The following is a 12,947-nucleotide window of genomic DNA, read 5'->3' on the forward strand; positions in this document are numbered from 1 at the left end:
GCGCCCCTTTTGACATTATGAAACCCGACGGGCCTCGACATACGGATCACCCCCAAGCCGTCATGGAAACGCGCCTAGGTTCCGTGCTCATATCGCCTTCAGTGGGTCCATGCGCCCCGTCGGTTGGTGGCAAAATTCTCGCCATAGCCGCCCTGCCGAATTTTGGCCTTGCGCTTGTGTGGCTCCGTCACCTGCACGTCGATGCCATTCTCCCGCGCGTAATTCACAGCCGCTTCTTTGCTGTCAAATTTCAGGCGCACCTGAGTTTGCGTGTCTCCCGAGCCGGTCCACCCCATCAGCGGGTCAATATCTTTGGCTTCTGAGGGGCCGTATTCCAACACCCATTGGTGGGTTTTTGCGGCGCCCGAGGACATTGCCGTACGGGCTGGCTGATAGATACGCGCAATCATGATGCTCTCCTTGGCTTGTCGCTTTATCACGGATTCTCAGCCGTCGAGCAAGAGCCCAAACGCGGACAAACCGCCGCAAAGGCAGCGCAATTTGGGAAAATCTGGAGGGGACAGCTTGCAAGCAGCCCAGATGCCTGACCATTCCGCGGGGAGCGAGGGGTGTAGGTGCAGTTTGGGCGGGCGACCTTGGTGGGCTGCTTGCTGAGATAACCATAGCGAGGAAGCCAATCATTTGGCAAGCGCAACATATATTTAATTTCAAGAATTGGTGGAATTTTGTTCTAAAATTACCAACGGGCTCGTGATTTCTTACCAAAAGCCACACACCAGCCGCTACCCCTAGGTAAGTTTGCCCCATTGCCCAGCGTTGCAGACTGAACGAACAGTCAGTTTTTCTGCGCCCGCGAAGAGCTCCATACTGCACAGCAGCATCACCCATCTGTCATCGGCCCCACGCTTTCGCGCTTTCGCCCTTGCATAAGAACAAAAAGAGACCAAAATCACGCCAACGACTCTCTCTATTTCGGGACGCCACAATGAGTGATGCAAGCAACCTGCCCAAGATGGCCGATCGCGAGGCCAAACGCCGCCCCAAGCTGGAGGGTGGCAAGCGCATCGTCATGCACACCGAGTTTGAACCGGCTGGTGACCAACCCACGGCCATTGCTGAACTCACCGCGGCCATTAACGAGGGCGAACGCAACCAAGTCCTGCTGGGCGCCACCGGCACCGGTAAAACCTTCACCATGGCCAAGGTGATTGAGGAGACTCAACGCCCCGCCATCATCCTGGCGCCCAACAAAACCCTTGCCGCCCAGCTTTATGGCGAGATGAAAGGCTTCTTCCCGGAAAACTCCGTCGAATACTTCGTCAGCTTCTATGACTACTATCAACCCGAAGCTTATGTGGCGCGCAGCGACACCTTCATCGAGAAGGAAAGCCAGATCAACGAACAGATCGACCGCATGCGCCACTCCGCCACCCGCTCGCTTCTGGAACGGGACGACGTGATCATCGTGGCTTCGGTGTCCTGCATCTACGGTATCGGCTCGGTGGAAACCTACTCCGCGATGACGCTCGATCTCAAAGCCGGTGGTGAATACGACCAGCGCCAAGTCATCAACGATCTTGTGGCACAGCAATACCGCCGCAACGATGCCGCCTTCCAACGGGGCTCCTTCCGTGTGCGCGGCGACAGTCTGGAAATCTTCCCAGCCCACCTCGAAGACCGCGCCTGGAAACTGTCTTTCTTTGGCGAGGAACTCGAAAGCATCACCGAGTTTGACCCGCTCACCGGCGAGAAAACCGGCACGTTTGAGCAGGTGCGCGTCTACGCCAACAGCCACTACGTCACGCCCAAACCCACGCTGACCCAAGCCATTATCAACATCAAAAAAGAGCTGCGCACGCGGCTCGATCAACTGGTCGACGAAGGCAAACTGCTCGAAGCCCAACGGCTGGAGCAGCGCTGTACCTTTGATCTGGAAATGATGGAGGCGCAGGGCTTCTGCAACGGCATCGAAAACTATTCCCGCTACCTCACCGGCCGCGCACCCGGTGAGCCGCCCCCCACCCTGTTTGAATTTATCCCTGACAACGCCATTGTCTTTGCGGATGAAAGCCACGTCTCCGTGCCGCAAATTGGCGGCATGTACCGGGGTGACTACCGACGCAAATTCACGCTTGCCGAACATGGCTTCCGCCTGCCGTCCTGTATGGACAACCGCCCGCTGAAGTTTGAGGAATGGGACGCCATGCGGCCCCAGTCGGTCTTTGTCTCCGCCACCCCCTCGGCATGGGAGCTGGAGCAATCCGGCGGCGTCTTTGCCGAACAGGTCATCCGCCCCACGGGCCTGCTGGAGCCGCAACTCGAAATCCGCCCGGTGGAGATGCAGGTTGACGATCTGCTGGATGAGGTGCGCAAAGTCACCGCTGAGGGCTTCCGCACATTGGTCACCACGCTCACCAAACGCATGGCCGAGGACCTCACCGAATACCTGCACGAACAGGGCATCAAAGTGCGCTACATGCACAGCGACATCGACACGCTGGAGCGCATTGAAATCCTGCGCGATTTACGTCTGGGCGCCTTTGACGTGTTGATCGGCATCAACCTGTTGCGCGAGGGGTTGGATATCCCCGAATGTGGTCTGGTCGCCATTCTGGACGCCGACAAAGAAGGCTTTCTGCGCTCCGAAACCTCACTAGTGCAAACCATCGGCCGCGCCGCGCGCAACGCCGAAGGCCGGGTGATCATGTACGCCGACCGCATCACCGGCTCCATGGAACGCGCCATGGGCGAGACCGAGCGCCGCCGCGCCAAGCAGATCGCTTACAACGAAGAGCACGGCATCACGCCTCAAACAGTAAAAAAGAACGTCGAGGATGTGTTGTCTGGCCTCTACAAAGGCGACACCGATCAATCCCGCGTCACCGCCACCATCGACAACCCGCTGCACGGCGCCAATCTGGAGGCTGTGCTCGATGGGTTGCGTGATGATATGCGCAAAGCCGCCGAGAACCTCGAATTCGAAGAAGCCGCCCGCCTACGTGATGAGGTCAAGCGTCTGGAGGCCGTGGATTTGGCTGTGGCGGATGACCCGATGGCCCGGCAATATGCCATCAAGGCCGCCGAGGAGAAAGCCACCAAAAGCCGTGGCCGCTCTATGGCTGGTCGTGCTGGGCAACGCGGTGGCAACGTGAAACGGCGGGGGCGGTGAACGCAAGAGAAAGGCCCGCGCCTTGTTCCGGGCCAATCGGCCCGGCGAAAGCGTTTTGAATTCTGGACAGACAGCCAAGGCGCGCGCTAGCGTGCCTACATGCATAAATTGAATGATACTGCGGGTCGTCGTGGACGCTGAATATCAAATATTAAGTTCCGATATTGCGCTTCATGGCGCTGACGGATTTGGACCTCTCACACATAAATCCAAGCGTGCGCTAGAGAATTGGAACGAAGCCAAACAACTCGAAGGGGCTGCGTGGTCCATCCTCAAACCTGTGCCGGAGGTCCCGATCCTGCAATTAGAGGGTGTGACACCAGCGCCGCCGTCAGTTGTGATCATCAACAGCGAACTGATCTTTGTTCAAAGCAACGGAGTGCCCGCCGAGCCGCCTCTGGCAGACGCACTGGAGCTTGCGCCAATCGAATTCTTGCTGAAAGGCGGCGGCAAAAAACCAAAATGGGAGGCGCAGTATTTCGCTGGCGCACCCAAGTTCCATTCTGAGAACACGGATCAGTGGGTTGATTTCGAGAGATCCCGCTTTTCGATTGTGGACAGCGTGTCTCTTCACAAATACAAGCCTCCGCAGCAATCAGGCCAAAGGCAGCAATTCATAAATTGGCGCCACACCAGAGAAGCCATCGCTGTTCCCATACTCGACCGTCTTTACCCAGATACGCTGGCTCTATTGCTAGGTGTATCACCCAACCTCTTCGAACTGGACGGCAAACTCTACCTACGACTAGGCGGGGACTCCTCTGAAATCTCTGGATATGAATTCGGTGGTCCCACTATTGTCGTGACACATCCTGATGTTGGATAAGGCATCACCGCGAAAGACCGGGAAAAAAACGGAGAGACCTCGTGAAACGTGCCACAACCGTCCTGATTGTCGCCTACCTGATCCTCTTTGTCTGGGCTTGGTTTGACACGCATAGCCTCGCGCCGGAGGACGGTCGTGGCCTCATGCTTCAGTTTGTGTTGATATTTGCAGCCATCACAGCGGCATTTCTTGTGCCAGCAACGCTGCTGACTTGGAAGGACCGGGCCCCGAAAACTGCGCTCACCCTAGCACTATGCCCTGCCGCGCTTTTCACTTTAGCAACGGTCGCCACCGTGCTTTGACCATGCGCGCACTCCTGATCCCTGCCCTCCTCCTCGCCTCGCCAGCCACCGCTTGGGAAGCCGCAACCTCGCCCATCTGCTCCCTGACGCACGAAACCGCAGAGGCGCACATCCACCTCACCTACGACCCAAGCAAGCCGCTCTACACCCTCGCGATCACCCAAAAATCCGCGCCATGGCAGCCCACCCCATGGTTCGCCATGCGCTTCATCGGTCCCAACGAAATCACCATCTCCACGCCTGAGCACGCGCTCTCAAACAACAATCAGACGCTCAACGTCGCGGACAGCGGCTTTGGCAATGTGCTCGCCGGGCTGCAATTCAACGCAGCGGCGCTGGCCTTCACCGAAGCCCAAACCGTAACCATCCCGCTCGAGGGCGCGGCGCCAGAGGTTCAAAAATTCCGCACCTGCGCCGCCGCGCAACTCAGCTAGGTTTACGCCTTATACCCTTCCGAGGCCTCATAATACGCCTCAAACCCAATCCGGTCCCGCACCTCGGCAAACGACATCAGCGCGCTGTCTTGCACCGTATCGGCCTTCATCGCCGCCAGGGTCTCCACCATCTGCTGCATCACCGCCGACAACAGCGTCAGCGGATAGGCCGCGATGTTGAACCCCATGTCCGCCAGTTCCGCATGGGACAGGATCGGCGTGTCGCCACCCTCCAGCATATTGGCCATCAACAGCCCCGGCGTTTCCTCACAAATCTGGCGCATCTCCTCCACGCTCTGCGGTGCCTCAACAAAGATGATGTCCGCCCCCAGCTCAAAGAAACACTGCGCCCGCTCAATCGCCTCGCTCAACCCATGCGCCTTACGCGCATCGGTGCGGGCGAGGATCAGCACGTCCTCTTCCTCCCGCGCGTCCACCGCAGCCTTGATGCGATCAAACGCCACCTCACGCTCCACCACCGCTTTGCCCGGCGTGTGGCCACAGCGTTTGGGCGCGACCTGATCCTCAATCATCACCGCCGCCGCCCCGGCCCGCGCCAGGCCCTTCACGGTGCGGATCACATTCATCGCATTGCCGTATCCCGTGTCGCCATCGGCCACAAACGGCAGGCTCGTGGCCTCCGAAATATTGCGCACATGGTCCACAACCTCGCCATAGCTCATCAGCCCCAAATCCGGCATGCCAATGCGCGAGGCCGATGCGGCAAAGCCCGACATAAACGTCATGTCAAACCCCGCCTGCTCAATCAGCTTGGCGGAGAGCGCATCATAACAACACGGCGCCACCACCAGCTCTTTCTGCTCCAAAAGCGAGCGCAACCGTGCCGCCCGTAGGTTCCGCCCCTCGTTAGGCGCAATGCGAACTGTATTTGTCATTGTCACTGTCCTCATGCTCAGCGCGCCAATTCATACGGGATGTAAAGCGCCAGCGCAGGCCAGAACCACAGCAGCACCGCCACCGCCAACATGATCGCGGCAAAGGGCAACGCGCCTTTGGCCACCTCCTGCAACCGCGCATTCGCCACCGCCTGAATGACAAACAGGTTCATCCCCACCGGCGGCGTGATCAACGCGGTCTCAATTAGCACCACAAAGAAGATGCCAAACCAGATCGGATCAATCCCGATGTTGAGCACAGCTGGCAACAGCACCGGCACCATAATGAGCAGCATCGACAGGCTTTCCAGAAAGAATCCCATGAACAACAACACCAGCCCCACCGCCAGAATAAACAGGCTTGGGTTGGAGATATTCTCTGTCAGGAATGCGCTGATCGACTGCGGGATCAGGTAGAGCGTGATCGCGTAGGAAAACACCTTGGCCCCCGCCACGATGATCAACACCATGACAGATGTGCGCAATGAGCCTTCGACCGCCTCGCGCAGCTTGGCCCAATCCATGCGGCCCATGGCGAAGGTCATGATCAGCGCAATCACAAAGCCCAGCCCGGCGCTTTCTGACGGCGTCGCAATACCTGTGTAAATCGAGCCGACAATCGCCACCGCCAACGCCACGGTTGGCAGCGCCATCAACGAGGCCCGCGCCCGCGTGCCCCAATCGGCTTTGGCCATCGGTTGATAAGCGCCGGAGAAGCGCGAAAACAACATGCCGTAGACAATAAACGCCCCGGCCAAAAACAGCCCCGGCCCAATGCCTGCAAGGAACAGCGTCGGGATCGAGCTTTCCGTGACCACGCCATAGATGATCAGCGGGATCGACGGCGGGATCAAAATCCCCAAGGTGCCGCCCGCCGCCAACATGCCGTAGACGAACGGTTTGTCGTAGCCGCGCTTGGACATCTCCGGGATCGCCACGGTGCCAATGGTTGCTGCTGTCGCCACCGAAGAGCCCGAAATGGCGGAGAACAACGTGCACGACAGAATCGTCGCCACGCCCAGCCCACCGGGCCAATGCCCGACCCAGCTTTGCACCGCCGCATACAAATCGCGCCCAACCCCGCCTTTCAGCAAGACATTGGACATCAACAAAAACATCGGCACGGCCAGAAGCTCAAAACTGTCCATCGAGCCATGCAACCGCTGCGGCACCGCCACCAATGGCAGGCCCTTGAGGCCCAACAGGATCACACCCAGACCGCCCAGCGCAAAGGCCACCGGCGTGCGCAACAGCAACAGCGCCATCAGCGCCACAAGAATGAAGACCGCTTCCATCAGTGTGCGCCCCCCATTACGTCATCGCTGGGCAACGGTTCCGCCCAAACGCGGTAAAGCTGCGCGGCGCCTTGCAACATCAACAAAGCACTGCCAACCCACACCGGCGCATGGGTGATCATCTTGGGCGGTGCAAGGTAGGTATCTGTCGTGTGCCCCGCCATTGTCGCCTTCAGCCAAAGCTGAAACCCGAAGTAGCAAGCTGTCCCGGCAAAAATAAACAGAACGATGATGGCCAATGTCTCCGCCAACCGCCGCCAAACCGAGTTTGGATTGCTCAACAGCACATCAATGGTGACCATCTCGCGGTGCTTCAGCACATAGGCCGCGCCAAGATACACAACCCAGACTTGCAACACGCGGCTGATCTCGTCCACCCAAATGGTGGGCGCGTTAAACACGTAGCGCATCAGCACTTCAAACGTGATGAAAAAGCCGACGGCAAACAGAGTCCAGGCACAGAGCTTGCCAGTGAATTCAGTGATGCCATCAATGATCCGGATGATCATTGGCAACTCCTTGCTTTGAATTTTCGCGGGGAAACAAAAAAGGGAAAGCCACCGCTACTGGCAGCTTTCCCAAGAGTCTTAGTTGGTCATCGCGGCTTTCACAGCGGACACAGCAGCCGCGCCGGTGTCACCGGTTTCTTCAACAAAGCGGTCCACAACGGTGGCCGTCGCGTTCACCCATGCCGCACGCTGCTCAGCGGTCAGCTCGGTCACGGTCATGTTGGCCTTCATCTCATCAACTGTTGTGGCTTCGTCCGCGTAGATCTGGTCGCGCAGCTTCTGCTCAACTTCCGCCGCGGCGGCATCGATGATCGCTTTGTGCTCATCAGACAGACCTTCGTAGACGTCATTGTTGATCACCGCGACAAACTCGATCGCACTGTCAAAGGTCAGGGTCATCTGATCCATCACTTCAAACAACTTGCGGGATTTCACAGCCGACGCGCCGGTCATGCCCACATCCACAGCGCCCTGCTGATACGCGAGGAACTGTTTGGAACCGGACATCAGCGTTGGCGCGCCGCCCAGCTCTTGCACAGTCCAGCCATGCACTTTGCCGTAAGTACGGACTTTTTTGTCGGCAATATCAGCCGGTTCCACAATCGCGTCACCGTTGGTCAGATAGACGTTCCGGCCAAAGGCCTGCCACCACAGAATGCGGTTGTTGGTCTCTTTCAGGATCGCCGCGTCCAATGTGGCGCGCATGTCAGACCCTGGTGCCACGGCGGCACGGATGTGCGCTTCGTCAGCAAAGATAAACGGGATCGACACCACGTCCACAGCAGGCACGGAGCCCGCAAAACGACCGATAAACGCGGAGCCCGCCTCCACCGCACCGCTACCTACCGCACCTGGCACTTCTTTGTCTTTGAAAAGCTGCGCAGACGGGAACAGTTGAATTTCGAGCGCACCGCCGGATTTTTCCTCAACGATGTTTGCAAAATCCTGCCAGTTCTTGCCCAAAGAGTGGGTTTCCGGCAATTGCAGCGTGACGCGAATGGTTTCGGCAAAGCTGGCAACCGGTGCAACGCTCACAAGCGCAGCCGTCGCGGCTGCTGCTATCCAATGTTTCATGATTTCCTCCCAAAAATCTCGATATGACAATTCAACCCTAAGTGACGCTTGGGAAACCGGGTCACGTTTTTAGACACCGTCCGAAACAGACGCGCAACAGCGTTTCGCTTTCCGGTCAAGAAATAGGACCAAATGGTCAATTTTGGGGCTGCAAGGAAATTTGCTTTCACTGTATACAGTTACAACGACGGAAGGGATCAACATTGGACGACGCCGACAAACGCATCTTGCGCGCCATTCAGGAACAACCTGAGCTTACAATGCGCGAGCTTGGTGAAGTCACCGGATTGAGCCACACCCCGTGCTGGCGCCGCCTGAAGCGCCTGCGGGAAGCGGGCTATATCACTGAAAAGCGTTATGTTTTGGACGCGCAGAAGCTAGGCTTTGACATCGTCGCCTTCTGTTTGGTGAAACTGCAACTGCACACTCAGGAATCCTTGGTGGAGTTTGAAACCGCTGTCGAATTTCTGCCAGAGGTGGTGGAGTGTTATTCCGCCACCGGCGATCAGGACTACATCCTCAAGGTGCTCGCGCTCAGCGTTCGGGACTATGAGGAAACCATCAAACAGCGCCTGCTGAAACTGCCACACATTGGATCGATCCGCACCAGCCTCGCGCTCAACGAGATCAAGAACACACCAGACGTGCCGGTCTGACCAACCAGCACGCCCGAACAGCATTCAACCTGACGCTGCGCCTTGCCCGCGCGCAACATTGGCCTGACACCACGCCAAAGCACGGTCACTCAGAAACGGCCCAAGCTTCGCCTCCACCTCTTGGTGATAGCTGTCCAACCAGGAAATTTCCGCCTCCGTCAGCGCGTCAAAATCCATCATCTCGGTCATGATCGGCGCCCAGGTCAGATTGCAGAATCCAAAGAAACCATTGGCCTCTTCGACAATCTCAAACAGGTTCTCAATCCGGATGCCATACGACCCTGCCACGTAGTGCCCCGGCTCAATCGACATCACCATGCCCGGCACCAGATCCACTTCGCTGACCGGCTTGCCAATGCGCTGTGGATGTTCATGCACCGACAGCCGGTGGCCAATCCCGTGGCCGGTGCCGTGGTCATAATCCAACCCCAAGTCCCACAACGGGCGACGGCAAATTGCATCGATATGATGCCCCTGCGTACCGCGCGGAAACTTCAACGTGGCGAGCGCATGAAACGCCTTAAACACGGCCGTATAGGCTTGGTCATATCCTTCCGGGCGTTGCCCAAAAGAAAAGCTGCGGGTGATGTCGGTTGTGCCGGTTTCGTACTGCCCACCGCTGTCCAGCAAATACGGCGCCTCCGGCAGGATCGCCGCATCGCGTGTCTCGGTGGTGGCGTAATGACACATTGCGGCATTGCCGCCCGCCGCTGAAATCGTATTGAAACTCTCGCTCAGATAACTGCCGCTCGCTTGCCGGAACGCGTTCACCTGCGCCTCTGCCTCGCTTTCCCGCAGAGGATCGCCATTGGCCGCCCGCGCAGGCACCGTTTCTGCCAACCAGGCCGAAAACTCCGTCACCGCCACGCCGTCCTGAATGTGACAGGCCCGCATGCCTTCCAACTCCACCGCATTTTTTAGCGCTTTCAAATGAGTCAGGAAACTTGTCCGCCGGTCGATTTTCGCACCAATTTTTTCCAGCGCCAAACACACTGCAACCGGCGAAAACTCAGGATCCACCAAAACTCTCTGGCCCGTTTTTACTGCGGCCCGGACAAACGGAAGAAAGCCGTGCGGCGGCACCACACAAATATTTTCCGGCAGCGTAGCCGCCAAATCTGCCGGCAATTTGTTTGGGTCGACAAACCAAGTCACTGCGCCAGCATCCGAAACCAACATAAAGGACTGCGGGATTGGCAAAAACGGCACGTCGTCTCCACGCACATTCAAACACCAGGCGATATTGTCCGGCTGTGTCTCCACATGAAACTGCGCCTGCTCCTGCGCCATATACGTCGTCAGATCCGCAACCTTTTCTGATGTCGTGCGCCCGGCAAATTGCAGCGGCATCACCGCCACTTGCCCCATTGGCGAGGAAGGTTGCTCATCCCAAATGAAATCCACTGGATTGTCATTCTGCGCCGTCAGCTGCACGCCGGTCTCCACAAGCGCCCCGGCAAACCGATCATACCAACTCGGCGGCAAATGCATCGCATCAAACCCAGCCCGCCACCAGTCTCCGGCATGGTTTGCCAACCACGCTTCCGGCGGGTCTTCAAACAGGTGATGGAAGGAAAACACCTCGCCGAGGCACTCCTCCCGCACCTGCACGCTATAGCGCCCGTCCACAAACATCGCGACCTCATCCATGGTCACAATCGCCATGCCCGCTGATCCCGAAAACCCAGTCACATACTGCAACCGCTCATCATGCGGCGCGACATACTCACCCTGATGCGCGTCATATCTAGGCAGAATAAACGCATCCAGCCCACGCACACGCATCTCTGCGCGCAACGCCACAACCTGCGGCGGCGCAATCCTCATCACACAATCAGGCATGCTGGTTGATCTCCTCCGCGTGGTGACAGGCCACTTCGCCGCGCCCCTCCAACGTGCGCAGCGCAGGCACAACCGTCCGGCATTGCGCCGTCACATGACGGCAGCGCACATGGAACGGACAGCCGGGCGGCACATTGAGCGGCGACGGCAACTCGCCCTCCAACTGGATCGCTGCGCCTTTGTCGTCCGGGTCCAGCGACGGCGCCGCGCTCAACAACGCCTGCGAATACGGATGTGACGGCGCCGAAAACAGCGTCTCACTGTCGCCAATCTCCACAATCCGCCCCAGATAAATCACCGCCACGCGGTTGGACACGTGCCGCACCAGCCGCAAATCATGCGCCACAAACAGGATGGTCAGCTGCAACCGCTCCTGCAGCTCCAACAACAGGTTCACCACCTGCGCCTGCACCGACACATCCAATGCCGAAACCAGCTCATCCGCGATCAGCACCTCCGGCTCCACCGCCAAGGCCCGCGCAATCGCAATCCGCTGCCGCTGCCCGCCGGAAAACTCATGTGGCAGTTTCTCCGCCGCATCCTGCGGCAGCCGCACCAGGCCGAGCAGCTCCGCAACCCGCGGGGCTATGTCCGCCTCAGGCCGCATCTGGTGCACCCGCAGCGCTTCCGCCAGAATGTCCCCCGTGGACATGCGGGGGTTCAGCGACGAATACGGGTCCTGAAACATCATCTGAACCCGCCGGTTGTAGCTGCGATCCCGCTTGGCCTCGGCGTCAAAAATGTCTTGATCTTCAAAGTGGATCCGCCCGCTGGTCGGTGCATAAAGCCGCACAATGCAGCGCGCCAAAGTCGACTTGCCACAGCCGGACTCCCCCACCACACCAAGGGTTTCCCCGTGCTTCAACTCAAGGCTCACGCCGTTTAACGCGTTGACCGATTTCCCCGGCTTGCGCTGCACCACATCCAGCAGGCTGCGCGACACTGGAAATGACAGGTGCAGGTCGTCGATTTTCATCACGGTCTGGGTCATGCGGCGTCCTCTTGTGTGGCTGGAAGTGGATGGAAACAGGCTGTCTGCCGCCCCGGCGCAATGTCCTGCAAAGTTGGCCGTGCGGTTTGACAAGCAGGCCCCGCTGCTTGACAGCGCGGCGCAAAGGCACAGCCCTGTGGCAGCGAAAACAAACTTGGCGGCGTACCCGGTACGGAATAGAGCTGCGTGCGTGGCGGCACATCCTGCGGCACCGAGCGCATCAAACCTTCGGTATAGGGATGGCGCGGTGTGCGCAAAACCTGACGCACCGCGCCCTGCTCCACCACCCGTCCCGCATACATCACCGACACCGTGTCACAGGTCTGCGCAACAACCCCAAGGTCATGTGTCACCAACACAACGCCCATCGCCATCTCATCGGCCAGCTTCAAAATCAAATCGAGGATCTGCGCCTGAATGGTCACGTCCAGCGCCGTGGTTGGCTCATCCGCCAGCAACAGCTTTGGGCTTGCGGCCAGCGCAATCGCGATCATCACCCGTTGCCGCATCCCGCCAGAAAACTGGTGCGGATATTCCTCCAGTCGCGTCGCCGCTGCCGGAATACCGACGTGATCCAACATTTCAATCGCCCGATCCCGCCGCGCCCGACGCCCCAAATCCGTATGCGCCGTCAATGTCTCTTTGATCTGCGTGCCCACTGTCAGCAGTGGATTGAGCGAGGTCATCGGCTCCTGAAAGATCATCGCAATCTCGCGCCCACGGATCTTGCGCAATTGCCTCTCTGACATCGTGGTCAGCTCTTGCCCTTGCCAGCGCACGGACCCGCTCACTTCGCCATAATGCCGCGCCAGTCCCAGGATCGAGCGCAAAGTCACGCTCTTGCCGGACCCACTTTCGCCCACAAGCCCCTGCACCTGACCTTTGCCCAGCGCAAAGCTTACGTCGCGCACCGCAGGGAGGGCGGTGCCGCCCCGGCTAAAGGTGGTGCAGAGGTTCTCTACTTCCAAAATTGGGTGATCTGTCATTGTCTG

Annotated in this window: 13 protein-coding genes; 5 read left to right on the forward strand and 8 right to left on the reverse strand. The window is 58.6% G+C overall.

Annotation, left to right across the window (positions count from 1 at the left end; all coding sequences use genetic code 11):
* Positions 1–98: 98 nt before the first annotated feature.
* Complete coding sequence (locus QOL67_RS13245) at positions 99–410, reverse strand: ETC complex I subunit (protein WP_283426454.1); 312 nt, start codon at positions 408–410, stop codon at positions 99–101.
* Between the two features lie 536 nt (positions 411–946).
* Between QOL67_RS13245 and uvrB the strand changes: the two genes are divergently transcribed.
* The 4 genes from uvrB (at position 947) to QOL67_RS13265 (ending at position 4,692) form a co-directional block, all read left to right on the forward strand.
* Positions 947–3,130 (forward strand): excinuclease ABC subunit UvrB, encoded by a 2,184-nt coding sequence (uvrB, locus tag QOL67_RS13250; protein ID WP_283426455.1) that lies wholly within the window; start codon positions 947–949, stop codon positions 3,128–3,130.
* A 112-nt stretch (positions 3,131–3,242) separates the two neighbouring features.
* Positions 3,243–3,956, forward strand: a complete 714-nt coding sequence (locus QOL67_RS13255) for a hypothetical protein (RefSeq protein ID WP_283426456.1) — start codon at positions 3,243–3,245, stop codon at positions 3,954–3,956.
* 41 nt (positions 3,957–3,997) lie between these two features.
* Positions 3,998–4,258 (forward strand): hypothetical protein, encoded by a 261-nt coding sequence (locus QOL67_RS13260; RefSeq protein ID WP_283426457.1) that lies wholly within the window; start codon positions 3,998–4,000, stop codon positions 4,256–4,258.
* A 2-nt stretch (positions 4,259–4,260) separates the two neighbouring features.
* Positions 4,261–4,692: a hypothetical protein gene (locus QOL67_RS13265; RefSeq protein ID WP_283426458.1), complete on the forward strand. Its 432-nt coding sequence runs from the start codon at positions 4,261–4,263 to the stop codon at positions 4,690–4,692.
* A gap of 2 nt (positions 4,693–4,694) precedes the next feature.
* Here QOL67_RS13265 and QOL67_RS13270 read toward each other — a convergent pair whose 3' ends face one another.
* From QOL67_RS13270 to dctP, 4 genes are all read right to left on the reverse strand, one after another.
* On the reverse strand, positions 4,695–5,588 hold the full coding sequence (locus QOL67_RS13270) for an isocitrate lyase/PEP mutase family protein (RefSeq protein ID WP_283426459.1): 894 nt from the start codon (positions 5,586–5,588) through the stop codon (positions 4,695–4,697).
* A gap of 17 nt (positions 5,589–5,605) precedes the next feature.
* Positions 5,606–6,883 carry a TRAP transporter large permease gene (locus tag QOL67_RS13275; protein ID WP_283426460.1) on the reverse strand — a complete coding sequence of 426 codons (1,278 nt, stop codon included), beginning with the start codon at positions 6,881–6,883 and terminating at the stop codon, positions 5,606–5,608.
* Positions 6,883–7,392 (reverse strand): TRAP transporter small permease subunit, encoded by a 510-nt coding sequence (locus QOL67_RS13280; protein WP_283426461.1) that lies wholly within the window; start codon positions 7,390–7,392, stop codon positions 6,883–6,885. Before QOL67_RS13280 ends, QOL67_RS13275 begins: the two co-directional genes overlap by 1 nt.
* Before the next feature lie 78 nt (positions 7,393–7,470).
* The gene (dctP, locus tag QOL67_RS13285; protein WP_283426462.1) at positions 7,471–8,466 is read right to left on the reverse strand and encodes a TRAP transporter substrate-binding protein DctP; all 996 of its coding nucleotides are present in this window, start codon (positions 8,464–8,466) and stop codon (positions 7,471–7,473) included.
* 203 nt (positions 8,467–8,669) lie between these two features.
* On the opposite strand from dctP, the gene QOL67_RS13290 reads away from it, so the two are divergent.
* Positions 8,670–9,122, forward strand: coding sequence for an Lrp/AsnC family transcriptional regulator (locus QOL67_RS13290; protein ID WP_283426463.1), 453 nt, complete (start codon positions 8,670–8,672; stop codon positions 9,120–9,122).
* Positions 9,123–9,146: 24 nt separating this feature from the next.
* Here the strand turns inward: QOL67_RS13290 and QOL67_RS13295 are convergent, their stop codons facing one another.
* Genes QOL67_RS13295 through QOL67_RS13305 form a run of 3 tightly spaced genes read right to left on the reverse strand, consistent with a single transcriptional unit; the run spans position 9,147 to position 12,941 of the window.
* Positions 9,147–10,964, reverse strand: a complete 1,818-nt coding sequence (locus QOL67_RS13295) for an aminopeptidase P family protein (RefSeq protein ID WP_283426464.1) — start codon at positions 10,962–10,964, stop codon at positions 9,147–9,149.
* Entirely contained in the window at positions 10,957–11,955 is a 999-nt protein-coding gene (locus QOL67_RS13300; protein WP_283426465.1) for an ABC transporter ATP-binding protein, read from the reverse strand. The genes QOL67_RS13295 and QOL67_RS13300 overlap by 8 nt, the downstream gene beginning before the upstream one ends.
* Entirely contained in the window at positions 11,952–12,941 is a 990-nt protein-coding gene (locus tag QOL67_RS13305) for an ABC transporter ATP-binding protein (protein ID WP_283426466.1), read from the reverse strand. The genes QOL67_RS13300 and QOL67_RS13305 overlap by 4 nt, the downstream gene beginning before the upstream one ends.
* Positions 12,942–12,947 lie beyond the last annotated feature (6 nt).

The sequence above is a fragment of the Shimia sagamensis genome, assembly GCF_900182745.1.
GTDB lineage: Bacteria > Pseudomonadota > Alphaproteobacteria > Rhodobacterales > Rhodobacteraceae > Shimia > Shimia sagamensis.